The sequence below is a fragment of the Streptomyces sp. NPDC127038 genome, assembly GCF_042725875.1.
Lineage (GTDB): Bacteria > Actinomycetota > Actinomycetes > Streptomycetales > Streptomycetaceae > Streptomyces.
This window is the reverse complement of record NZ_JBHXDQ010000024.1, coordinates 16,959-40,278: the sequence shown is the minus strand read 5'-3', so window position 1 is coordinate 40,278 and position 23,320 is coordinate 16,959. Positions and strand designations below refer to the sequence as shown.

Below are 23,320 nucleotides of genomic sequence, written 5' to 3'. Positions count from 1 at the left end.
CGGGCGTCCCCGTGGGCGAGCCGCTCGACGGGGCTCGCGGCGGAGGTGTCGGCGACGCGCGCACCGAGTCCGCCGGGGACCTGATCGGGGAGGCGTCCGGTGACGCCCGCGGGGAGTCCGCCGACGACGGGCAGAGCGTGCCGTTCGACGAGGACGCCGCCTGGAAGTCGATCGTCGCCGGCTACGGCGAGGAGCCGCCGGACCCGCCCGGCGCGCGCCCGTTCCGGCCCATCGAGGACCTCGCGCTTCCCGAGCCCTACACCGGGACCGGCTCCGAGGCGGGCGCCGCGGACGGCGAGGGAGAGGACGGCCCGGCTCCGGGCACCGGATCCGAGCCGGAGGCCTCCGCCGGCGACCCGCCCCCGGCCGCCAAACCGCTCGGCAGTTCGGTCGCCTTCGCGCCCGGTGTCGGCGGCCCGCGGGACTACCGCGCGCCCGAGCCGTCCGAGGACGACTACGACGAGGACGACGAGGGCCACTTCGTACCGCCCGAGCCGCCTCCGCTGCCCGAGGCGGACGCGACCGCCAAGTTCGCCTGGCTCGGCGTGCTCGGCGGCCCCGCCCTGCTCCTGCTGGCCGTGCTGCTCGGCTGGGACATGACCTGGTGGCTCACCACCCTGGGCGTCGGCGGCTTCCTCGGCGGCTTCGCCACGCTGGTGACCCGCATGAAGGACGACGACGAGGACCACGACGACCCGGGACGCGGCGCGGTCGTCTGACCCGGGCCTTGGGGGGCGGGCCGGGCCCTAGGACGACGGCACTCTGAGGGCGGCCAGGACGGGCAGGTGGTCCGTGGCCGCCCTCAGGTCCGTCCCGGTCACGCCGGGCAGGCCGAGCGGCACTCCGCAGCCGAGCACCTCGACTCCGGGAGTGGCGAAGACGGCGTCGATGCGGCGCTCGGGGCCCGCGAACGTCCAGGTGTGCTCCCCGCCCCAGGGACGGGTGGCCCAGCCGTCCTGGAGCGCGCCCGCGAGACGGCGGAACCCCGGACCCGCAGGGGTTTCGTTGAGGTCGCCGCCGGCGACGGCGTGCGGGGTGCCCAGGCCGGCCAGCCGGTCGAGGAGCAGACCGCTCTGCTCCAGGCGCTCGTCGTTCCGGAGCGACAGATGGCAGCTCAGGACGCCGAGCCGGGCGCCCCCGAACCGGACGGCCGCCGTGGCGAAGCCGCGCCGGTGCTCACCGGGGGTGAGCGGGAGCAGCACGTCCTCGGTGCGCTCCACGGTGGCCCGCAGGGAGCACAGCAGCGCGGGTCCGGCGGCCGTGGCGCCTCCGGACAGGACGACGAGGCCGGAGGCGGCCGCGAGGCGCGCGAGCTTCTTGCGCCAGCGGAAGAAGCGGGGCGCCTCCTGGACCAGGACGAGGTCGGGTGAGCAGGCGCTGATCACCCGGGCGAGGGCCGCGGTGTCGTCACGCATCGAGCGGATGTTGTAGCTGAGCACGCGGATGACGGCCGAACCGTCGGGCTCGGTGCGGGACGCGGGCAGCGGACTGGCGGAGAAGCTGGTCGGCATGGCGATCAAGATACGCGCCGGAGGCCCGCGGGAAGGGCCGAAGAACCACACGGTTCCAGCCGTCCGGGGGCACCGGAGGGGCGGACGGGCGCCGGGCGGGCCGTGGGCCCCTCGATCGGGTGAAGCCGGGGGCACCGGAGGCCGGACGCCGGACGTCTCGGGTTCGGGGGCGTCCCCGAGATGCGGGATGCGGGGAGCCGCGGTCCCCCAGATGCGAGATGCGAGATGTGGGGAGCCGCGGTCCCCGAGATGCCGGGAGCCGCGGTCCACGGGTGCGGCCCGGACATGGCTGCGCCCGCCGGCCTGTGCGGGGGCGGCGGGCGCTGCCGTGCGGGACACGCGGGACCTACATGATCGGGTCGGGCTCCCGTGCCAGGTCCGCCGCGCCGACGAGACCGGCCTTGTTGCCCAGCTGGGCGGCGATCACATCGGCGACCGGACGCCAGTTGCCGCCGACCAGCCAGCGCTTGTACGACTTGCGGATCGGGTCGAGGACCAGTTCGCCCTCGTCCGAGAGACCGCCGCCGACGATGAAGGCGGACGGGTCGAACAGCGAGGCGAGGTCCGCCAGACCCGCGCCGGCCCAGCGGGCCAGCTCGCGGTAGGAGTCCACCGCGACATGGTCGCCCTGGCGGGCGGCCATGGAGATGTGCTTGCCCTCGATGCCGTCGGGCGTGCCGTCGCCGAGGCCCAGCAGGATCTCCGCGGCCTCCGGGGTCGCGTTGGCGCGCTGCTTGGCGTAGCGGACGAGCGCGCGACCGGAGGCGTACTGCTCCCAGCAGCCCTGCGAGCCGCAGCCGCACAGCAGGCCGTCCGGCACCATCCGGATGTGGCCGAACTCGGCGGCCACGCCGAAGTGACCGCGGCGCAGCTTGTTGCCGATGATGATGCCGCCGCCGAGGCCCGTGCCCAGGGTGATGCAGATGACGTTGCGGTGGCCCTTGCCGGCGCCGAACTTGTACTCGCCCCAGGCGGCCGCGTTCGCGTCGTTCTCGACGACGACCGGCAGGCCGACGCGCCGCTCGACCTCTGCCTTGAGCGGCTCGTTGCGCCAGTCGATGTTCGGTGCGAAGTAGACCGTCGAGCGCTGGCGGTTCACATATCCGGCGGCACCGATGCCGACACCGACGATGTCGTGGCCGGCCCGCGCACCCTCCACGGCCGAGGCGATCGCGTCCACGATGGCCTGGGGCGTGGCGGGGGTCGGCACCTTGTGCGTCGAGAGAATATTGCCTTCCTCGTCGACCACACCGGCCGCGATCTTCGTGCCGCCGATATCGACGCCGATGGTGAGTCCCATGAATCCCTCAGTTTCGGTCGAGCCCCGCTACGGCCAACCGTACCCGAGGGGCGATTAGTCCAAGTCGATGTGTTCGCCCGGACCCGGCTCGTCGTCGCGGGAATCTGTGCTCCGGGTGGTCCAGCGGCGCTCCTGGTTCTCGACCGCCGAGCGGTAGGCGGCGAGCAGTTCGGAGCCCGCGGCGGCGAGGTGGTCGAAGACCTCGGGGTTGCGCTCCAGCACCGGTTCCACGGCCGCCTTGGCCTGCTGCACCACCTGGTTGACCACCTGCTGGGCGGTGCCGCCGGCGACCGCGCCGAACAGCGGGGACTGGAGTCCGGAGAGCCTGTCGGCGACGGCGTCGACGAGTTTGCGCAGTTCCTCGGCGGCGGAGCCGGGCGGCGGGCCGTGCTGGGCGCGGCGGCGGGCCTTCTCCGCGGCGAGGTCCTCCGCGCACGCGGTCGCCCAGGCGTCGTCGTCGGTGGCGTGCGTCTCCTCGACACGCACCTCGTCGGCCGTCTCCTCCTGAGCGGCGTCGGATGTGGGGCGCTCTTCGCTCATGGCGGGACTCCTGCCTACGTTTCTCGTGCTTTCGACGTTACCCGAACGGGGGTACCCCGTTCACCGGGCCGGCACCCCGGATCCCGCGGGGTCACTTCCCGCGCGGCCACAGCCCCGGATCCGGGGTGAACCGGATGCGCAGCTCGCCCTCGCGCAGCGCGGCTCCGGCCACCGTGCAGCGGCGCAGCGCGGACGGGAGCGGGACGATCCGGCGGAACTGGCCGACGGTGACGACGAGTTCGTCGCCGCGCCGGATGAGGTCGAGTTCGTCGCGTATCGCGCCGGGCAGCGGGATGTTCCACACCAGCACGCCGTCGTCGGCGAGACGGTCGGTCACGGGCCACTCGACCGGGGTGGGCGCTGTGTTGACGCCGGGCACGGGGAGCGCGGCGAGGTCGTCGGTGCCGCGCGGGTCGTGGCCGCGGTGCGGGACCTCGTGGACCGTGAAGGACTCGCGCCACTCGTCCAGGGCCTTGCGCTGCTGGGCCGCGAGGGACCCCATCCAGGCGTCGTGGGTGGCCGAGGGCAGCACCCGGTTCGCGACCAGACCGTCGACGGGCAGTGCGCGCAGGGCGAAGGCGGTGGCGGCGGTGCGGACGGCGTCGATGCCGGCGGGTCCGGGCTCGGCGACCAGCCGTACGGTCGTGGCGCGGTCCTCGACGACGGCCTGCACGGCGGCCAGCTCGACGTCCCAGCGTCCCGCGGTCTCGTACAGCCACTCCGCGGGCATGGGCACGCCCGCGAGGCGTCCCAGGACCGGGCGCAGGGCGCGGGCCGCCTGGCGCTCCGGCGGGAGCAGGCGGCGCAGGTAGCGGCGGAGTTCCTCGGGCAGCGCGAGGAGGGCGAGGGCCTGGGGGGCCGGGGGCAGGTCCACGACGAGCAGGCCGTACGCCTCCGACAGCGCGGCGTCGCGCAGGGCGCGCAGCAGGGCCAGTTCCTCGGCGCCGGGGAGCGGGGTGACCTCCTCGGCGTCCAGGCGGGAGGCGCCGAGGAGGTCGAGGGCGGTGGTGGCGCGGCGCTGGAAGGCGGTGAGGTCGTCGCGGAAGCGGGCGGCGGCGTCGGGGCGCCAGGCGGTGAGGCCGGGGGCCGCTTCGACGGGGTCGGGGCCGGTGGGGACGCCGAGGACGGCGCCGAGGGTGTCGGTGCGGTCGGCGGTGAGCACCAGGGTGCGGGTGCCTTCCCGCGCGGCGTTCAGCGCGGTGGCCGCGGCGACGGTGGTACGGCCTGTGCCGCCCTGGCCGGTGATCAGGATGGTGCGCATGGGGGTGAACGCTACCTGTGCGGGGGCCTTGACGGGTTTCGGGTCCGGGTCCGGTGGGGGTCTCGGCGGGTGCGGCCGGTGGGTGGGTCGGGGCCGTGCCGGTGCATCAGGCCGTCGCCGTTGGGTGAGGTGTGGGCGTCGGTGGCGACGGCCATCGATGTACCGGCACGGCCCCGACGGTGCGATGCCGACTGCGGGTGCATCGTGGTGCCCGGGCCAGTCACTTTTCAGTCCCGGCCGGCGGACGCACAGCCCCGGCCAGTCACTTTCAGTCCCGGCCAGGGAAAGGTTCAGCCCCGGCCGATCCCATTTCAGCCCCGGCCGGCCAAAGCTCAGCCCCGGGCCGGTCCCGCTTCAGCTCCGGGCGAGGAAAGATCCAGCCCGGCCAGTCACTTTTCAGTGCCGGCCGGGGAAAAGTTCAGCCCCTCCGGCGTTTGAGGAGCGGGGGTCTGGGGGCGGAGCCCCCGGGTACGGGATGGGTAGGGGCGGAGGGGGCGAAGGAAGGGCTGGGGTGGGTACGGGTACCCCGGGGGGCTAGGCGGATTCTTCGACGCGCTTCTTCAGGCCGGCCAGGGCGCGGTCGATGATGACCTTCTCGGCCTTGCGCTTGATCATGCCGAGCATGGGGATCTTGACGTCGACGGTCAGCCGGTAGGTGACCTCGGTGGCGCCGTCGCCCGCGGGCTTGAGGAGGTACGAACCGTCCAGCGAGCGCAGCATCTGGGACTTGACCAGGGTCCAGGAGACCTCGTGGTCACCGGTCCAGGTGTAGCCGAGGGTCTGGTCGTCCTTGATGGCGCCGGCGTCCATGACGAGCCGGACCTGCTCGGCGCGGCCGCGCTCGTCCTCCTTGAGGACCTGCGCCTCCTTCACCTCGCCCGTCCAGTCCGGGTACCGGGCGAAGTCGGCGATCACCGCCATGACGTCAGCCGGTGCCGCCTCGATCGTGATGCTCGAACTGGTGTGTTCCGCCATCGCGGTGGCTCCTCGAGATGCGGTCCGGTGAGGGAGGACGGTGCGCACGTGTGTGCAGCGTGAAGGCTACCGCGCACGGCCCCGGGCACCGTCACCCCACCTGGCCTTCAGGCCTGTCGCCGCGTCACCACTCCAGCACCCAGGGGCGACCCGACCCCGCGAAGTGCCCCACATTGACGCATTCCGTCGCCCCGACACGCATCCGGCGGACGAGCGGCTGGTGGACGTGGCCGAAGAGCGCGTAACGGGGGCGCGTGCGCCGGATCGCGTCCAGCAGCGCCCGGGAGCCCCGCTCGAAGCGGCGCGCCACGGTGTCGTACACCAGCTCCGGCACCTCCGGCGGAATGTGCGTGCACAGCACGTCGACCTCGCCGACGGCCTCGATCTTGGCCGCGTACTCCTCGTCGCTGATCTCGTACGGCGTGCGCATCGGCGTCCGCAGCCCCCCGCCGACGAACCCGAAGACCCGGCCGCCGATCTCGACGCGCTCGCCGTCGAGGACCGTCGTGCCGGGGCCGGCGTACTCGGGCCACAGCGTCGGCATGTCGACATTGCCGTAGGTCGCGTACGTCGGATTCGGGAAGGCCGCGAACAGCTCGGCGTACTGCTTGCGGACCGCCTTCTCGATCGCCGCGGCCCGGTCGGTGCCGATGCCCGCCCACAGCCGGGCGCCGAACGCGCGCGCCTCCTCGAAGCGACGGGCGGTGCGCAGCTCGACGATGCGGTCGGCGTTCTCCACTCCGAAGAGGTCGGGGAAGATGCCGCGCGCGTGGTCGGCGTAGTCGAGGAAGAGGACCAGGTCACCGAGGCAGATCAGGGCGTCGGCGCCTTCGCCGGCCCGGGCGAGGTCCCGGGCGTTGCCGTGCACGTCACTGACGACATGGATGCGCGTCTTCCGACGGCCGACGGGTGTGGATGCCATGACGATCAAGCGTAGGCCGGTGTGGCAAACGTGAACAGAGGCGGCCGGACCTGCGATTACTGGCACCCCCGGAAGCGCGTGGACTACTGTGCGCGAAGGAACGCCAACACGTGTGACGCATAGAACATCTCACCGGGACCCCCTGTCGAAGAGGCCATACCGGCGGGTAACGTCCGGGCAGTCCAGTCGTACTCGGGATTTCAACAAGTGATCTCTTGAGTACTTGCCCGAGCCTTGGACCGCACCGTCGCATCACACAGAGTCGTGGCGCCGGCGCCCTATGAGGAGCAGCAGTCTTGCGCGAGTTCAGCCTTCCGGCTTTGTACGAGGTCCCCGCGGACGGAAATCTCACCGACATCGTCCGCCGAAACGCCGCGCAGCATCCCGACGTAGCCGTGATCGCCCGCAAGGTGGGCGGTACCTGGACGGACGTCAGCGCCACCGTCTTCCTCGCCGAGGTGCGGACCGCGGCCAAGGGCCTGATCGCCGCGGGCGTGCGGCCCGGTGACCGGGTCGCCCTCATGTCCCGTACCCGCTACGAGTGGACGCTGCTCGACTTCGCGATCTGGAGCGCCGGCGCCATCACCGTGCCGGTGTACGAGACCAGCTCCCCCGAGCAGGTGCAGTGGATCCTCGGCGACTCGGGCGCGCGGGCCTGCATCGTGGAGCTCCCCGCGCACGCGGCCTCCGTGGAGTCGGTGCGCGACCGGCTGCCCGCACTCGAACACGTCTGGCAGATCGAGGCCGGCGGTGTCGAGGAGCTGGGGCGCCTGGGCGCGGACGTCAGCGACGCCACCGTCGAGGAGCGCAGCTCGCTCGCCAAGGCGGACGACCCGGCGACCATCGTCTACACCTCCGGGACCACGGGACGCCCCAAGGGCTGTGTCCTGACGCACCGTGCGTTCTTCGCCGAGTGCGGCAACATCGTGGAGCGGCTGCGCCCGCTGTTCCGCACCGGTGAGTGCTCGGTGCTGCTGTTCCTCCCGCTCGCGCACGTCTTCGGGCGGCTCGTGCAGGTCGCGCCCATGATGGCGCCGATCAAGCTGGGCTGCGTCCCGGACATCAAGAACCTCACCGACGAGCTGGCCTCCTTCCGACCGACGCTGATCCTCGGTGTGCCGCGCGTGTTCGAGAAGGTCTACAACTCGGCGCGGGCCAAGGCCCAGGCGGACGGCAAGGGCAAGATCTTCGACAAGGCCGCGGACACGGCGATCGCGTACAGCCGCGCGCTGGACACCCCCTCGGGGCCGTCGCTCGGTCTGAAGATCAAGTACAAGACGTTCGACAAGCTCGTCTACAGCAAGCTGCGCGCGGTGCTCGGCGGCCGTGGCGAGTACGCGATCTCGGGCGGCGCGCCGCTGGGCGAGCGGCTCGGCCACTTCTTCCGGGGTATCGGGTTCACGGTCCTGGAGGGCTACGGCCTGACCGAGTCCTGTGCGGCCACGGCCTTCAACCCGTGGGACCGTACGAAGATCGGCACGGTCGGCCAGCCGCTGCCCGGCTCCGTGATCCGGATCGCCGACGACGGCGAGGTGCTGCTGCACGGCGAGCACCTGTTCAAGGAGTACTGGAACAACGAGGCCGCGACGGCCGAGGCGCTCGCCGACGGCTGGTTCCACACCGGTGACATCGGCACGCTCGACGAGGACGGCTACCTCCGCATCACCGGCCGCAAGAAGGAGATCATCGTCACCGCGGGCGGCAAGAACGTGGCCCCGGCCGTGATCGAGGACCGTATCCGCGCGCACGCGCTGGTCGCGGAGTGCATGGTGGTCGGCGACGGGCGTCCGTTCGTCGGTGCGCTGGTCACGGTCGACGAGGAGTTCCTGGGCCGCTGGGCCGAGGAACACGGGAAGCCGGCCGGCTCGACCGCGGCGTCGCTGCGTGAGGACCCGGACCTGATCGCCGCCATCCAGGACGCGATCGACGACGGCAACGCGGCGGTGTCCAAGGCGGAGTCGGTCCGCAAGTTCCGTGTCCTCGCCCACCAGTTCACGGAGGAGTCGGGGCATCTGACGCCGTCGCTGAAGCTGAAGCGGAACGTGGTGGCCAAGGATTACGCGAACGAGATCGAGGCACTTTATCGGGGCTGACGCCCGAGCGACCGGGTACCACCCCGGCCGGAACACACGGCTCGGCCCCCTCAACCGGAGGAGGCCGAGCCGTTCCCGTCCGCGGGTCGGTTCACCCCGCTCCGCGGGGCGGGTTCCCGGCTCCGCCGCGGGAAGCGAGCTCCATCCCGGCCTTGAGGCTCATCGTGGTTGCTCGCGCAGTTCCCCGCGCCCCTGACGGGCCCGCCGAGAAGGCGGGGGTTCGTCCCGGGCTTGAAGGTTCGTCCTGGTTGCTCGCGCAGTTCCTCGCGCCCCTGAACGAGCGCCCTGGCGGGCGCCCGTCAGGGCGGCCGTTCAGGGGCGCGGGGAACTGCGCGACCAGCCCCCGGCGACCCGCAGACGCACGCCCGCAGCAAGCCGCAGCCCCTTGGGCGTGCCCCACAGGGGCGCGAGGAACTGCGCGCCCAGCCACCGGCGGCCCACAAACGCACGCCCGCAGCAAGCCGCAGCCCCTTGGGCGTGCCCCGGCAGGGGCGCGAGGAACTGCGCGACCAGCCACCGGCGGCTGGCAGGCGCGCGTCGGCAGTGAGTGGCAGGCACGTGGGCGCGGTCGGGGGCTGCTAGAGCAGCTTTCTTAGGTGTTCTGCCAGGAGGTCCCAGCGCCACCGCTCCTCGACCCAGGAGCGGCCCCGTTCGCCCATGCGGCGGCGCAGTTCGGGGTCGCCGAGCAGGGTGACGATCCGGTCGGCCGCCTCCTCGGAGGAGCCGCCGCGGACCACCCAGCCCGTCTCCCCGTCGAGCACCGCGTCCGGCGCGCCCCCGGAGTCGCCGGCCACCACCGGAAGGCCCGTCGCCGACGCCTCCAGATAGACGATGCCGAGCCCCTCGACGTCGAGCCCGCCCCTGCGGGTGCGGCACGGCATCGCGAAGACGTCCCCGGCCCCGTAGTGCGCGGGCAGCTCCGACCAGGGCACCGCCCCGGTGAACCGGACCGAGCCCGCGACCCCGGTCTCGTGCGCGAGCTTGCGCAGCTCCTTCTCGTAGGGCCCGCCCCCGACGATCAGCAGCACCGCGTCCGGCTCCTTGGCGAGGATCAGCGGCATCGCGCGCACGAGGGTGTCCTGGCCCTTGCGCGGGACCAGCCGGGAGACGCACACGACGACGGGCCGGTCGGTGAGACCGAGGCGGGCCCTGACCTCGTCGCCGCCCGAGCCGGGGTGGAAGGTCCGCTCGTCGACGCCCGGCGGCAGCTGCACCATCCGCGCCGCCGCCTCCGGGGTCAGCGCGGAGGCGATCCGCGAGCGCGTGTACTCGCCGAGGTAGGTGATCGTGTCGGTGGAGTCGCCGATGCGGCGCAGCAGACCGCGGGCGGCGGGCAGCTGGGCCCAGCCCGCCTCGTGGCCGTGCGTGGTCGCCACCAGACGGGTCGCGCCCGCCCTGCGCAGCGCCGGGGCCATCAGACCGAGCGGTGCCGCCGCCCCGAACCACACCGACGTACAGCCGTGTTCCCGCAGCAGCCCGGCCGCCCGCCGGGTGACGCGCGGCGTCGGAAGTAGCATGGTCGTACGGTCCCGTACGACGGTGAAGGGCTGCTCCGCGTCGAAGGCCGCGGTGGCCTCCGCTCCCTCGTGGCCGCGCTTCCAGGTCGAGGCGTAGACGACGAGCCGATCGGGGTCCAGGCGCAGCGCCATGTTGTGCAGAAAGGCCTGGATGCCGCCGGGGCGGGGCGGGAAATCGTTCGTCACGATCAGGGTCTTGTGCATCGTGTTCGACACTATCGAATCTATACTCACAGCTCCGCACGGCCGCGCTCGACGGCTCGCACACAGACCGGTGCGTCACCCTGGTTCCGCTCGAGGCGCGGCGGCGAGGCGCACGGAATCCGGACGATGAGGGCCAGGTGGGCATGACGGGGGCACGGAGCACGAGGTTCCCGCTGGGCGTGGCCGCGCTGCTGGTGATCTGGGGCGTGACCCGGCTGACGCTGCTGCTCTTCGTGGCCAAGGTGTACGTCTTCCCGGGGCCCGACGTCACCAGCGACGTCTCGGTGATCTACCACGGCTGGTACGACGTCCTGCGGCACGGCAGCTTCCCGCTGCGCGACGTCACCTGGCAGTACCCGCCGGCCGCCTCGCTAGCGATCCTCGCCCCCGGGCTGCTGCCCTTCCTCGACTACGCGCACGCCTTCTTCGTGCTGGCCTTCGTGGCCGACCTGGTGGTCTTCGGGCTGCTCCTGTACGCGGGCTCGCGCTCCGGCAAGACCCTGCGCGGGGCCTGGGTGTGGACGGTCGGGGTCCCGCTGCTCGGACCGACCGTGTACGCCCGTTACGACGTGATGGTGACGGCCGTGGCGGTCGCCGCGCTGCTCGCCGGCTCCCGGCACCCCCGGGTGATGGGGATGCTCACGGGCTTCGGCGCGATGGTGAAGGTGTGGCCGGTGCTGCTGCTCCTCGGTGCCGTGCGCCGCCGGGCCTGGGTCTGGGCGGCGGCGACCGCGGCCGGGACCGGGGCGCTGTTCTGGGCGACGATGCCGGGCTCGTTCGCCTTCCTGAGGTTCCAGCGCGACCGCGGGACCGAGGTGGAGTCGCTGGGCTCCCTCGTCTTCCACGTGGCCCGGCACCACGGCTGGAACGGGCGGGTGCTGCTCAACTACGGCTCGGTGGAGTTCGTCGGCCCCTACGTCGACCTGGTGAGCACGGCGGCCCTGATACTGACCGCGCTCGCCTTCGGCTGGCTGCTGCTGTGGCGGCTGTGCGCCAAGCGGTTCCTGTCGCACACGCTGGCCGACGCGGCGTTCGTCGCCGTCCTGATGTTCACCACCACCAGCCGGGTCATCAGCCCGCAGTACCTGGTGTGGCTGGTCGGGATCGCCGCGGTGTGCCTGTGCTTCCGGGCGAGCCGGATGGCGGTGCCGGCCTGGCTGGTGCTGGTCGCGTGCTTCGTGACCGTGCTGGAGTTCCCGGTCTGGTTCGCGGACGTGGTGGGCAGCACCGGGCTCGGCATCACCCTCCTGGTCCTGCGCAACGGCCTGCTGGTGGTCGCCTCGGTGCTGGCCGCCCGGGAGCTGTGGCGGAGCACGGTCTCCCGTCCGGCGCCCGAGCTGCCCGCTCAGGCGGCCCGCGCCAAGGAGACGCTGGCGTCCTGACGCTCGGTCCGCGCGGCCCGCCGGGTCCACAGCCACAGGGCGGCGCACTGCACCGTCATGGACAGCGCGAGGGCCAGGCAGACGCCCGGCAGCCCCAGCCCGGAGAGGGTGACGGCGAGCGGCAGCTGGACGGCCGTTCCGGTCAGCGTGACCCGCAGCAGCACCGGCGCTCCCCCGCTGCCCTCATAGACCCCGCCGAGGGCGATGAAGCAGGCCATCAGCAGCAGATAGGGCCCGACGCAGCGCAGGAACAGCACGCCGTCGTGGGCGACCGCGGGGCCGGCGCCGAACGCGCGCATGATCCAGGGGGCCAGGGTGGCGAGCAGCGCCGCCGCGAGCAGCCCGACGGTCCCGGAGACGAGGACGGCCTGCCGTCCGATGGCGCCCCGCTCGTCCCGGCCCGCGCCGCGGCTGTGCGCGGTGTGGATCGAGGCGGCCTGGCGGACCGAGTAGAACGCCATGGTGGCGACGTACATGACCTTGTAGGCGATCGCGTAGGCCGCGACCGCCGTGGTCCCGAGCCGGGCGACGATCGCGACCAGGACCAGGGCGCCGCCCTGGCGCACCGTGAAGTCGGCGGACATGGGCAGACCGGTGGTGAGGGTGCGGCGCAGGGCGGCGCCGGTGCCCTCGGCGGGTGGCGCGCCGGCCGCTTCGGACAGCAGGGTGTCGCGGCGCAGGGCGCGCAGACCGGCGGCGAGGGCCACCGAGCGGCACAGCACCGTCGAGAGGGCGGCGCCCGGGACGCCGTACGCGTGGATGAGGAACGGGTCGAGGCCGAGGATCAGGCCGTTGGCCAGCAGGGCGAGGCGCATCGGGGTGCGGGTGTCGCCTGCGCCCTTGAGGATGCCGTCGACGAGGTTCTGCGCGAAGAAGACGGCGATGCCGGGCAGGGAGATCGCGAAGTAGCGGACGGCGAGGCCGAGCGCGGGTCCGTCCCCGCCGAGGACCAGGCGGGCCAGCGGTTCGCGCAGCAGGAAGCCGCCGAGGGCGATCACCGGGGTGACGGCGGCGCACAGCGCCCAGCCCCCGCGGACGGCCGCGCGGACCGCTCCGGGGTCGCGGGCGCCCCGGGCGTGGGCGACCAGGACGGTGGTGCCGGAGGCGAAGACAAGGGCGACGCCGAGCAGCACGTTCTCGGTGTTGGTCGCGACGGCGACGGCGGCCACCGCGTCCCCGCCGAGCCGGGAGACCCAGACGGTGTTGATGATCCCGGCGGCGACGGAGGCGAGCAGCGAGAGGTAGACGGGGTGGGCGAGGGCCACGAGCTGCTTGCGGTGGGCGTTCACGACGGCTCCCTCTTATCGAGCTACCTCGATTCGAGGTAGCTCGATAAGAGGTACCATGGCTGGACGAGCCCCGGCAACACCCTCGGTGCCGACCGCGCGGGGCGCCCCCGAGGGAAGGGACGGACGGATGCTGGAGCTGTCGATCCTGGGCTTCCTGTACGAGGAGCCCCTGCACGGCTACGAGCTGAAGGAGCGCATCAAGGCGCTCAGCGGCCATGTCCGGCCGGTCAGCGACGGCGCCCTGTACCCGGCGATCACCCGCCTGGTCGACGCGGGCCTGCTCGACCAGCACACCGAGCCCGGCAGCGGCGCGGCCCCGCGGCGCATCCTGTCGCTCACCGACAAGGGACGCGCCGACCTCCTGGAGCGGCTGCGCCACCCCAAGCAGGCCGAGATCACCGACCAGGTCCGGTTCAACACCCTGCTGTCGTTCCTGCGGCACCTGGGCGATCCCCGCGAGCAGGCCGCGGTGCTGCGCCGCCGCCAGGAGTTCCTCCAGGCCCCGACGAGCTTCTTCTACGAGGACGGCGAACCGGTGCGCGCGGAGGAGGCCGGCGATCTGTTCCGGCGGGGCATGCTGCGGGTGGCGCGGGCGACCGGCACCGCGGAACGCGCCTGGCTCGCGGAGGCCATCGAGCTGCTCGAAGCGTGAACGGCCTTACCCGTCAGCCCAGTTGGTCCCTCAGATAGCTCTGCCACATCCGGGTGAACTCCTCCGGCGTCGTGTGCAGCACGTCCCGCAGGGCGCCCTCGACCGCGCCCGCCCGTCTCCCGTGGTCGCCCACCGCCCGGTAGAACGCGTTCAACTGGTCCTCGCCCCAGTGGTCCGCGATCAGCCGGCAGGCCGTCCAGCCGCCCTCGTAGGCCCGCGCGAGCGCGCCCGCGTCCGCGGTGAACCCGAAGTCGCGGTCGTCCGGCAGCGCCGCCGGGACCTGGCCGCCGGCCACCGCGCGCTGCAGTTCCGGGGCGACCTGTCCGGGCGTCCGCCCGCTCCCCCGGTAGCCGACCCAGTCGGCATACCCCTCGGAGAGCCACAGCGGGGTGGCGGCGGTGGTGTGGGCGCGGGTGGCGACGTGCGTGGTCTCGTGGGTGAGCACGACCTGCTTGCCGAGGTCGCCCAGGAGGCCGTACGCGTCCGGGTTGACGATGATCCGGTCCGCGGGCGCCTTCGCCGAGCCGCCCGCCTCCCCGGTGGTGACCGCCGCGATCCCCCGGTACCCGGACGCCGGGGCCCCGAGCAGCCCCGCCATGCCCTCCAGGGACTTCGGCACGAGGACGACGACGTGCCGGGACCAGTCGGTGCCCCAGGCGTCCGACACGGCCGGTACGGCACGGTCGGCGAGGGACGCGAAGGAACGCAGCCGCTCACCGGACTGCCCGACCCCCAGGACGAGGCTGTGCTCACCCCGTACGGCCGTCACGGCACCCTCGTCCCACAACTGGTCGCCGCCCTTGCCGGCCGGCCTGTCGGAGGTGACGCGCCAGGTTCCGCCGGTTCGGGTGAGGCCGAGCGTGCGGTCCGCCTTGACGGGCGCGGTGTCGTAGCCGTCGATGCGGTAGCTCAGTTCGGCCCGGGCCGTGGCGCGGTCGCCGGTGCGGCTCAGGCCTGCCAGACGGTAGGACCAGCCCGCCAGCGGCACGTCCCGCAGGTTCGCGAGGCCCGTTCCGCCGCCGGCCGCGGTCCCGGTGGCCCGGAAGGCCGCCTCGTCCCGGTGCAGGACCGCCTCCGCCCTCCGGTCGAGGACCCGCTGCACATCGGCCGCCGACGTGTCGGGCGCCGTGCGGCCGCCGCAGCCGACGAGCCCGGCGAGCAGCAGCACCACCAGGAGCCCCGCTCGCGACGCACCTCTTCGACCGGCCATTCTCCCGATCGTACGGTGCCCGCGCCCGCCCGCCGGACCGCTCGCCCGGCCCGTGCGGCGGCCGGGTCCGCGGCCCGTCAGACGCGGGTGACGGACGAGATCGGCATCATCCCGACCGGGTCGTAGCGCACCGGGGCCCCCGGGTAGGGGGCGTGGATCACCTGGCCGTTGCCCACGTACATCCCGACATGGCTGGCGTCGGACCGGTAGGTGACCAGGTCCCCGGGACGCGCCTGGGAGAGCGGGATCCGGCGTCCGGCGAACCGCTGGGCCTGCGAGGTGCGCGGCAGACCGACCCCGGCGTGCGCGTAGGACCACTGCATGAGGCCCGAACAGTCGAAGCCGCCTGGCCCGTTGGCGCCCCACACGTAGGGGCGGCCGAGCGCCGAGCGGGCCGCGGCGACGGCGATGGCCGCGCGCGAGGAGGAGGCGACGGAGTCACCGAGCCCGGGCAGGTCGGTCCGCACCGAGCGCGACGCCCGTCCGTAGGCGGCGCGGTCGGCGTACGGCAGCGCGGCGAGGAGCTGCCGCGCCTTGGCCAGTTTGCCCTCGACGACCCGTTTGTTCCGTGCCACCGCCGTACGGCTGCGCTCCAGTTCGGCGAGTTTTCCGTGGGCCTCCTCGCGTTCCTGCGCCAGGTCGCGCAACGCGAGCTGCAGGTCCCTGAGTTCGCCCGCCTGGCGGGTGCTGATCCGGTCGAGCGCGGAGGCCTTGTCGAGGTAGTCGTCCGGGTCGGCGGAGAAGAGCAGCGCGAGGGACGGGTCGAGGCCTCCGGAGCGGTACTGCGCCCCGGCGAGCGAACCCAGCTCGTCGCGCATGGCGTTGACCCGGTCCTGCTGCCGGGCGATCTCGTCCTGCGCCGTGCCGATCTGCCGGCGCAGCGCGTCCCCGCGCTCGTCGGCCGCGTTGTACGCGTCGGTGGCCTTCTCCGCCTGGGCGTAGAGGCGGTCCACCTCGGCCCTGGCGTCGCCACGGGGCGCCGCGGAGGCGGGCATGGTGCCGAGCGCGGCGGCCGCGGCGGACATCACGCAGGCGGCGACGCCGAAGGCGCCGACGCCCCGGTCGAAGCCGGTCGGTGCAAGGCGGCGATGGAACCCCACGGGTGGCCGCACTCCCTTCCGCTGACGGTCCCCCGCCGTCGGGGGAACGCGGCAGACAGTAACCGCGCGACCACGCACCGGCCAAAGACCCCCGCGGGCACGCACAGTGACGCCCCGCCGGAGACGCAGGTCACCGACGGGGCGTGGGGTCAGCGCGAGTTGTCGCAATTCGCCCGTTTGGGCGGAACGGCGGAGAGCGCCGGGGGCGGGCGCCGGAGCCGGGCCCGCCCGTGCGGATCAGATCCGGACGCCGAACTGGAAGGGCATGTTGGCGATGGACTCGTAGCGGACGACCGCGCCGGTGTGCGGGGCGTGCAGCACCTGGCCGTTGCCCGCGTAGAGGCCGACGTGGTGCTGGTCGCCGTAGAAGATGACCAGGTCGCCGACCTGGAGGTCGCTCTGCGAGTAGATGCGGGTGCCCGCGTTGGCCTGGGCCTCGGAGGTCCGGGGTATGGTCACGCCGGCCTGGGCGTAGGCCCAGGAGGTGAGGCCGGAGCAGTCGAACGAGCTGGGGCCCGAGGCGCCGTAGACGTACGGGGAGCCGATGACGCTCTGGGCGGCGGCGAACGCGGCGCCGGCACGGCCCGAGGCGGCCTTGGTGGTGCCGAGGTCGACGCGCTCGCTGGCGCGGGTCGCCCGCTCCCGCTCCTGGGTGTCGAGTGCCGCCTTCTCCTGCGCGGTCAGCGTGTTCAGGAGCTTCTGCGCGGAACCCAGCTTGCTCTGGACTTCCTGCTTCTTCTTGGCGAGCTCGGCCCGGGTGTCGGCGAGGTCCTTGAGCTTGGCGGAGGCCTCGGCGCGCTGCTGGGCGAGCGAACGCTGCTTCTCCTGGACCTTCTTGAGCGACTCGACCTGCTGGGCGCTCAGCTGGTCCATGGCCGAGGCCTTGTCCAGGAAGTCGTCCGGGTTGGAGGAGAGGAAGAGCGCCACGGACGGGTCGATGCCACCGGTGCGGTACTGGGCGCTGGCCATCGAACCGAGGCCGTCACGGAGCTGGTTGAGCTCGTCCTGGCCGCGGGCGACGTTGTCCTGGAGTGCGCTGATCTCCTTCTGGAGCTTCTGCTGCTTCTCCTTGGCCCCGTCGAGCTTCTCCGTGGCCTGCTCGGCCTCCTGGTAGAGCTTGTCGACCTTGGTCTTGACCTCGTCCTTGTTGGGCTTCTCGGACGGGGCCGCGTTGGCGGCGTTGGCGCTGAGCACAACGGCGGCAGCGGCGGCGGTGGTGAGCACGGTCACACGGGTGCGGCTCGGCTGCTTGGGTCGACGGTGGGACGCCACGAAGGCGAGCTCCTTCTTCCTCCAGCCGCCTGCCGAAAACGCCGACGGGCGGTGCCCCTCCACCGTCACTCCCCATGAGTGATCACCCTGTTGGAGGTTCGAGGCACGACCCTAGTGACCTACTTGTGATCAGTTCAAATCCAAACCTGAAAATTCTTTGTCACCGAGCGCATTCTTTGCCATCAACTCACCAGCAGTGATGTCCGCTTGACACTACGTCGCGTGAAGATACGACGAATCCGGGCATCAACCGCAGACGTTATGCATGGTGCGTACGTGACGCATGGGGGAAACCGCTCAGCCGCGCGAGAAGCGCTTGAGGAGCACCGCGGACGCCACCGGGCGGGCGCCCGCCTTGGCGATCCCGTCGGCCACCTCGCGGTCGGTCGAGACGACGATCACCGGCCGGCCGGGCGGCTCGGCGCGCACGAGCTGACGGATCAGCTCGTCCGCCGTGACGCCGGGCTTGGAGAACAGCACCCGCACCCCGCGCGGAGGCGCGAGCAGCACCGGGGCGGCCAGCTCGGCCCCGTCGAAGACACAGGTGACCTCGGCGCCGGTCTGCGCGGCCAGCTGCGAGAGCTGGCCGAGCAGCCGCAGCCGCTGCTTCTCCAGCGGCATCTGGGGATAGCCGGTCTTGGTGACGTTGTAGCCGTCGACGACCAGATGGGCCTGGGGCAGCGCGAGCAACTGGTCCAGGATCGCCGGGTCGTTCTCCGACAGTGCCCGGGTCGCGATGTCCTTCGGGGTCATCCGTCCCGGCTCGACCGCCTCCACCGTCTCGGCGGGCCGTACGGAGACGGGGGGCAGCGCCAGTTCCCGGCGCAGCCCCTGGGCCGCCTCCAGGACCGTGTCCAGCAGCAGCCGCACCCGCATGTCCTCGACGCTGCGCCCCTCGCGGGCCGCCTTGCGGGTGGCCTCCAGCGCGGCCTCGGCCTCCGACAGACGCGCCTTGAGCCGCCGTGTCTCGCTCTCGGCCGCGGACACCTGGGCCTGGCTCTCCGCCTTGGCCCCCTCCGTCTCGGCCTGGAGCTTGCGCAGGGCCGCCTCGCCGCGCTTGACGTCGCTGAGGGCCCCGCGCAGCTTGCGGTGAAGCGATTCCGCTTCCTTCCGGGCCGACTCCAGCTCCGCGCGCAGCCGTTCGGTCTCGGCCCGGGTCTGCCCGCGGGCCTCCGCCAGTTCGGCGCGCAGCCGGTCCAGTTCGGCGCGGGACTCCTCGTCGGCGCGCTCGGCGTCCGCCCGCAGGGCCTCCTCGCCCGCGGCGGTCACGAGCTTCACCCAGCCGGCGGGACGCACGACGTAGGCCGCGGCCGCCACGTCCAGCGGATCCGCGGCCGGGGGCGGCGCGCCCGAGTCGAGGGCGCCGACGAGCTCGGGCTGCGCCTCTCTGAGCTTCTCGGCGATCCGCTGTCTGAAGAGCGGGTCCGTCTCCAGCGCCGCCGCCATCGCGTTGCCGGCGAACTTGGCGCGGCGATTCGGAGCGAATCGGGCGTACTGCCTCAATTGCGCGGGCAGTTCGGAGACGGTCAGCCCGCCGAAGCCGTCCGAGACGATCTGTACGACCCGGCGGCGCACGCCGTCGGGCATCGGACGGTCGAGCACCTCGGCGGTGCCGTCGTCCGGCTCCCCGCCTGTGGTCTCCACCATCCGTTCACCCCAATATCCGTGCGGGGCCCGCTCCCTCAGGAGCCGGCGCCCGGCCTGTCCACGAGTTCGACCTGATCCACCGCGTTGCACCAACGGCACCGCACCGACTCGATGGTCTCACTGACCACCTCGCGCTCCTCGACCTTCGGCTCACCGGCCAGGTCCAGGTGCACATACTCGACGACCTTCGACGAACGGGTCACGTCGAAACGCGTGAGATTGCCGCAGAGGGCACAGCGCCAGCGGGTCTTGGCGTCGGGCAGGGGAACTGTCATAGGGCAGCCGCTTCCTTCTCGTGTCCGTCCGGCGCCGGATTTCCCGGTCCTTTGGCTCGTAACCCTACGGCCTGGCGGGTACTCGACGCTCGGGTGTCCACGGCGGCGAGGCACTCCGTGCGCATCGGTCCGCTTACGTCATGCTCTGTACCATGATCGGCAATTGGAGTGCGGCGGCCGGCAGGGCACTGCGGGGACGGTCGGCGCCGGTGACGTACGGGCTGATCGTCCTGTGCTGTCTGATCTTCGTGATCGGACCCGCCTCGGGCCTGGATCCCGCGTACGGCACCGGGGACGAACTGCTGGTCGCGCAGCGGGCGTACTTCCGCCGCTGGGGCGTCGTGCCGGCCGGCCTGTTCGGCGGGGCTCCGGGCGAGGCGTTCACCCCCGCGACCGCGCTGTTCATCCACGGCAGCTGGCTCCATCTCCTGGGCAACATGCTGTTCTTCTACGTCTTCGGGCTGATGACCGAGGAGCGCATGGGACACCTGGAGTTCGCCCTCTTCTACCTGGGCTGCGGATATCTGGCCCTGCTCGGCTACGCGGCCGCCAACGCGAGCTCGCAGCAGTCCCTGGTCGGGGCCTCCGGGGCGATCTCCGCGGTGCTCGGCGCGTTCCTGTACCTGTTCCCCAGGGCGCGGGTGACCAGTCTCTTCCCGTTCCTGTTCTTCCTGCCGCTGCGGTTCCCCGCCTGGGTGGTGCTGCCGTTCTGGTTCACGCTCCAGTGGCTGGCGGCGGGGCGCAGCTCCTCGGGCCCCGGGGTGGCCTATCTGGCCCATCTGGTGGGCTTCACCCTGGGCTTCGTCTACGCCTGGGCGCGGTTCCGCCGCCGCCGGGCGGCCGTGCCCGCTCCGGGGCCGGTCCCGGGGCCCCCGCTGGAGCGGCCGGGCCCGGTGGACCGCGAGTAGGGTGAGATCCCCAGCAGCGGCCCCCTAGGGAGAGAACCAGCCGTGATCACCGCGATCGTCCTCATCAAGACCAGCGTGGACCGGATCCCCGAGATCGCCGAGTCGATCGCGTCCCTGGAGAGCGTCAGCGAGGTCTTCTCCGTCACCGGCACCTACGACCTGATCGCCATGGTCCGGGTCCAGGCCCACGACGACCTGGCGGACGTCATCCCCGGCCGGATCAGCAAGATCCCGGGCGTCGAGGCGACGGACACGCACGTGGCGTTCCGTACGTACTCCCAGCACGACCTGGAGGCGGCGTTCGCGATCGGTCTCGACTCCTGACCGACGCGGCGCCGCCTCCGGGCGGGGTGGGCGCGGGTGTCAGACCGCGGGGACGCAGCGGCCGCCCTCGGTGCGGTACTGCCAGCGGGCTCCGTCCCTGACGAGCTCGCGCACCGCGCGGACGAACCGCTCGACGTGCTCGTCGGGGGTGCCCGCCCCGAAGCTGACGCGGATGGCGTTGAGGGACTTCTCGCCGGGGGCCGCTTCCGGGGCTCCGCACTCCCCCTGGGTCTCCGGGGCGCTGCCGAGCAGGGTGCGGACGAGCGGGTGGGCGCAGAAGAGGCCGTCGCGGACGCCGATGCCGTACTCGGCGGAGAGCGCGGCCGCGAAGTGCGAGCTGTTCCAGCCCTCGACGACGAAGGAGATGACGCCGACCCTCGGGGCGTCGTCGCCGAACAGGGAGAGGACCCGGACCTCGGGAACCTCGGCGAGGCCCGCGCGGACGGTGCGGATCAGGTGCTGCTCGCGGGCGACGATCCGCTCGAAGCCCTCCTCGGTGAGCGCCTTGCACGCCGAGGCGATCGAGTAGGCGCCGATGACGTTGGGCGAGCCGGCCTCGTGGCGGGCGGCGCTGTCGTGCCACTCCACGTCCACGCCGCCGTCCGCGCGCCGGCTGACCCTGCGGCTGGCGCCGCCGCCCGCGAGGTAGGGCTCGGCCTCGCGCAGCCAGTCGGAGCGGCCGGCGAGGACGCCGGAGCCGAAGGGCGCGTACAGCTTGTGCCCGGAGAAGGCGACCCAGTCGACGTCGAGGTCGGCGACCGACACGGGGTGGTGCGGGGCGAGCTGGGCGGCGTCGAGGACGATACGGGCGCCGTGGGCGTGCGCGGCGGCGGCCAGTTCCCGTACGGGCCACAGCTCCCCGGTGACGTTCGAGGCGCCGGTGACGCAGACCAGGGCCGGTCCGTAGGGGTCGCGGGCGGCGAGGGCGCGCTCCAGGGTGTCGACGGCCTCGCCCGGGGTGCGCGGGGCGTTCAGGTAGGTCACGCGGGCCTCGCGCCAGGGCAGCAGCGAGGCGTGGTGCTCGGTCTCGAAGACGAAGACCTGGCAGTCGGCCGGGAGGGCCGAGGCGAGCAGGTTGAGCGAGTCGGTGGTGGACCGGGTGAAGACCACCTGGTCGCCGGCCCGGCAGCCGAGGAACTCCTCCACGGTCCTGCGGGCGTTCTCGAAGAGGTCGGTGGACAGCTGCGAGAGGTAGCCGGCGCCCCGGTGGACGCTGCCGTAGTACGGCGCGTACGCGGCGACGTCGTCCCACACCCGCTGGAGGGCGGGGGCGCTGGCCGCGTAGTCGAGGGCCGCGTAGGTCACCTCGCCGCCGGTGACGAGGGGGACGGTGACATCCCTGCCCAGAACGGGCAGGGGGGCACAAACACTCTGGTCGGCGGCAACGGTGGAGACAGACATGGCGAGCTCCTGTGAGAGGCAGGCGGGATCACCGCGGGAACCGGCCGCCGGGAGGCGGGCGGGGCGCGGGAAAAGGTGAAAAGGGTGTGCGGGGGCGGGGCTCTACGCCCTATCGCATTCGCTTGCTCACAGAAGGCTCCCTCGAACGACCAGGACCCCTGGTGGTCCGCCCGGAGAGCGGGAGGGGTCCGCGCTTGCCGTAGACCTCGCTGCCTACGACCTGGTCTTCACCCGGGGCACCCCGCCACGGACGGAGGGTTGCCGGACAGCCGGCCGGGGCCTGATGGCTGTCACTCATGACCTGGTACAGCATCTTGCCAGAGGATCTTCCGCGCGCAAGACGCAGTCCGGATCCTGGACTGCGTCCCGCGCGGGCGCCCGTGCGGGACGGGCGGGTGGATCAGGCGTTGCTGGCGGCCACCCAGCGCTCCAGGGTGCGCCTGGCGGCGCCCGAGTCGATCGCCTCGGCCGCCCGGTCCATCTGGTCGCGGAGCTGCCCGGCGAGCGGCCCCGCGCCCGGTGTGAGGGCCACCAGGGCCGCCGCCGAGTTCAGCAGGACGGCGTCGCGTACGGGCCCCTGCTCGCCGTCCAGCAGGCGCCGGGCGACCTCCGCGTTGTACGAGGCGTCGGCGCCGCGCAGCGCCTCCACGGGGACGACGGGGAGCCCGACGTCCCGCGGGTCGAAGCGCTCCTCGGTGACCTTGCCGTCGCGGACCACCCAGACGTGGGAGCCCCCGGTGGTGGTCAGCTCGTCGAGACCGTCGTCGCCGCGGAAGACCAGCGAGGAGTTGCCGCGCTCGGCGAACACGCCCGCCACGATCGGCGCCATCCGGGGATCGGCGACACCGACCGCCTGGGCCTTCACCCGGGCCGGGTTGGTCAGCGGGCCGAGCACGTTGAAGGTGGTCCGGATGCCCAACTGGCCGCGGGCCGCCGCCACATGACGCAGCGCCGGGTGGAACTTGACCGCGAAGCAGAAGGTGATCCCGGCCTCCTCCGCCACCTGGGCGACCCGGCTCACCGGCAGTTGGAGGTTGACGCCGAGCTTCTCCAGGACGTCCGACGCCCCGGACGCGGAGGACGCGGCCCGGTTGCCGTGCTTGACGACCTTGGCGCCGGTGCCGGCCACCACGATCGAGGACATCGTGGAGATGTTGACGGTCTTCGCGCCGTCGCCGCCCGTTCCCACGATGTCGACGGTGCGTCCGGGCACCTCGATCACATTGGCGTGCTCGTACATCGCCCGGACGAGTCCGGCGATCTCCTGGACGGTCTCGCCCTTGGCCCGCAGCGCCACCACGAAACCGGCGATCTGCGCGTCGGTCGCCTCGCCGCGCATGATGCGGTCCATCGCCCAGGCCGTGTCGTCCGCGCTCTGGTCGCGGCCTTCGAGCAGTCCGTTCAGTACAGCGGGCCAGGAACGGCCCGCCGCGGTGTCGCCTCCAGCGGGGTTCACAGCGCTCATGGTCGCTCCTGGGTTCGTGGGTCACGCGGTCGCGGGTGACACGGTGTCGTGGTGACACGGGGTGGAATCACC

Annotated in this window: 21 protein-coding genes and 1 riboswitch; of the genes, 6 read left to right on the top strand and 15 right to left on the bottom strand. The window is 72.8% G+C overall.

From position 1 onward, the window contains the following. The first annotated feature begins 83 nt into the window (after positions 1-83). Positions 84-719 (top strand): hypothetical protein, encoded by a 636-nt coding sequence (locus ACFWI4_RS18720; RefSeq protein WP_387197404.1) that lies wholly within the window; start codon positions 84-86, stop codon positions 717-719. A gap of 27 nt (positions 720-746) precedes the next feature. Here the strand turns inward: ACFWI4_RS18720 and ACFWI4_RS18715 are convergent, their stop codons facing one another. From ACFWI4_RS18715 to ACFWI4_RS18690, 6 genes are all read right to left on the bottom strand, one after another. Beyond that, positions 747-1,511, bottom strand: coding sequence for an endonuclease/exonuclease/phosphatase family protein (locus ACFWI4_RS18715; RefSeq protein ID WP_387197265.1), 765 nt, complete (start codon positions 1,509-1,511; stop codon positions 747-749). Positions 1,512-1,857: 346 nt separating this feature from the next. Further along, a complete protein-coding gene (locus ACFWI4_RS18710; RefSeq protein ID WP_385406554.1) occupies positions 1,858-2,811 on the bottom strand; it encodes an ROK family glucokinase in 954 nt (317 codons plus the stop codon). Positions 2,812-2,865: 54 nt separating this feature from the next. Then, a complete protein-coding gene (locus tag ACFWI4_RS18705) occupies positions 2,866-3,351 on the bottom strand; it encodes a DUF5304 domain-containing protein (protein ID WP_387197262.1) in 486 nt (161 codons plus the stop codon). Positions 3,352-3,442: 91 nt separating this feature from the next. Next, positions 3,443-4,612, bottom strand: coding sequence for an ArsA family ATPase (locus tag ACFWI4_RS18700; protein WP_387197260.1), 1,170 nt, complete (start codon positions 4,610-4,612; stop codon positions 3,443-3,445). Positions 4,613-5,146: 534 nt separating this feature from the next. Continuing rightward, entirely contained in the window at positions 5,147-5,587 is a 441-nt protein-coding gene (locus ACFWI4_RS18695) for an SRPBCC family protein (protein WP_339128917.1), read from the bottom strand. 124 nt (positions 5,588-5,711) lie between these two features. Next, on the bottom strand, positions 5,712-6,509 hold the full coding sequence (locus tag ACFWI4_RS18690; RefSeq protein WP_385406543.1) for a metallophosphoesterase: 798 nt from the start codon (positions 6,507-6,509) through the stop codon (positions 5,712-5,714). Positions 6,510-6,805: 296 nt separating this feature from the next. Between ACFWI4_RS18690 and ACFWI4_RS18685 the strand changes: the two genes are divergently transcribed. Further along, positions 6,806-8,602 carry an AMP-dependent synthetase/ligase gene (locus ACFWI4_RS18685; protein WP_385406540.1) on the top strand — a complete coding sequence of 599 codons (1,797 nt, stop codon included), beginning with the start codon at positions 6,806-6,808 and terminating at the stop codon, positions 8,600-8,602. 578 nt (positions 8,603-9,180) lie between these two features. Here ACFWI4_RS18685 and ACFWI4_RS18680 read toward each other — a convergent pair. After that, a complete protein-coding gene (locus ACFWI4_RS18680) occupies positions 9,181-10,323 on the bottom strand; it encodes a glycosyltransferase family 4 protein (RefSeq protein ID WP_387197400.1) in 1,143 nt (380 codons plus the stop codon). Positions 10,324-10,466: 143 nt separating this feature from the next. On the opposite strand from ACFWI4_RS18680, the gene ACFWI4_RS18675 reads away from it, so the two are divergent. Then, positions 10,467-11,705 (top strand): glycosyltransferase 87 family protein, encoded by a 1,239-nt coding sequence (locus tag ACFWI4_RS18675; RefSeq protein WP_387197255.1) that lies wholly within the window; start codon positions 10,467-10,469, stop codon positions 11,703-11,705. Here ACFWI4_RS18675 and ACFWI4_RS18670 read toward each other — a convergent pair. After that, positions 11,669-12,994, bottom strand: coding sequence for an MATE family efflux transporter (locus ACFWI4_RS18670; RefSeq protein WP_387197252.1), 1,326 nt, complete (start codon positions 12,992-12,994; stop codon positions 11,669-11,671). The genes ACFWI4_RS18675 and ACFWI4_RS18670 overlap by 37 nt on opposite strands. Before the next feature lie 127 nt (positions 12,995-13,121). Here ACFWI4_RS18670 and ACFWI4_RS18665 point away from each other — a divergent pair, with 127 nt between their 5' ends. Next, complete coding sequence (locus tag ACFWI4_RS18665) at positions 13,122-13,646, top strand: PadR family transcriptional regulator (RefSeq protein WP_387197398.1); 525 nt, start codon at positions 13,122-13,124, stop codon at positions 13,644-13,646. Positions 13,647-13,659: 13 nt separating this feature from the next. On the opposite strand, the gene ACFWI4_RS18660 is transcribed toward ACFWI4_RS18665, so the two are convergent. From ACFWI4_RS18660 to ACFWI4_RS18640, 5 genes are all read right to left on the bottom strand, one after another. Further along, the gene (locus ACFWI4_RS18660) at positions 13,660-14,856 is read right to left on the bottom strand and encodes a hypothetical protein (RefSeq protein WP_387197249.1); all 1,197 of its coding nucleotides are present in this window, start codon (positions 14,854-14,856) and stop codon (positions 13,660-13,662) included. Between the two features lie 77 nt (positions 14,857-14,933). After that, on the bottom strand, positions 14,934-15,956 hold the full coding sequence (locus ACFWI4_RS18655) for an NlpC/P60 family protein (protein WP_387197246.1): 1,023 nt from the start codon (positions 15,954-15,956) through the stop codon (positions 14,934-14,936). 237 nt (positions 15,957-16,193) lie between these two features. After that, a complete protein-coding gene (locus tag ACFWI4_RS18650; RefSeq protein ID WP_385407277.1) occupies positions 16,194-17,228 on the bottom strand; it encodes an NlpC/P60 family protein in 1,035 nt (344 codons plus the stop codon). A gap of 297 nt (positions 17,229-17,525) precedes the next feature. Beyond that, the gene (locus ACFWI4_RS18645; RefSeq protein ID WP_387197241.1) at positions 17,526-18,875 is read right to left on the bottom strand and encodes an NYN domain-containing protein; all 1,350 of its coding nucleotides are present in this window, start codon (positions 18,873-18,875) and stop codon (positions 17,526-17,528) included. A 35-nt stretch (positions 18,876-18,910) separates the two neighbouring features. Then, complete coding sequence (locus ACFWI4_RS18640; RefSeq protein WP_261706939.1) at positions 18,911-19,150, bottom strand: hypothetical protein; 240 nt, start codon at positions 19,148-19,150, stop codon at positions 18,911-18,913. Between the two features lie 152 nt (positions 19,151-19,302). Here ACFWI4_RS18640 and ACFWI4_RS18635 point away from each other — a divergent pair, with 152 nt between their 5' ends. Continuing rightward, positions 19,303-20,058, top strand: coding sequence for a rhomboid family intramembrane serine protease (locus ACFWI4_RS18635; RefSeq protein ID WP_387197395.1), 756 nt, complete (start codon positions 19,303-19,305; stop codon positions 20,056-20,058). A 42-nt stretch (positions 20,059-20,100) separates the two neighbouring features. Further along, a complete protein-coding gene (locus ACFWI4_RS18630; RefSeq protein WP_103552083.1) occupies positions 20,101-20,382 on the top strand; it encodes an Lrp/AsnC family transcriptional regulator in 282 nt (93 codons plus the stop codon). A 39-nt stretch (positions 20,383-20,421) separates the two neighbouring features. Here the strand turns inward: ACFWI4_RS18630 and ACFWI4_RS18625 are convergent, their stop codons facing one another. Both ACFWI4_RS18625 and trpD read right to left on the bottom strand, forming a co-directional pair. Beyond that, on the bottom strand, positions 20,422-21,783 hold the full coding sequence (locus ACFWI4_RS18625; RefSeq protein WP_385407271.1) for an aminotransferase class V-fold PLP-dependent enzyme: 1,362 nt from the start codon (positions 21,781-21,783) through the stop codon (positions 20,422-20,424). 185 nt (positions 21,784-21,968) lie between these two features. Next, a riboswitch (SAM riboswitch) is annotated at positions 21,969-22,085 on the bottom strand. A 98-nt stretch (positions 22,086-22,183) separates the two neighbouring features. Next, positions 22,184-23,248, bottom strand: a complete 1,065-nt coding sequence (gene trpD, locus ACFWI4_RS18620) for an anthranilate phosphoribosyltransferase (RefSeq protein WP_385407268.1) — start codon at positions 23,246-23,248, stop codon at positions 22,184-22,186. Positions 23,249-23,320: the final 72 nt, after the last annotated feature.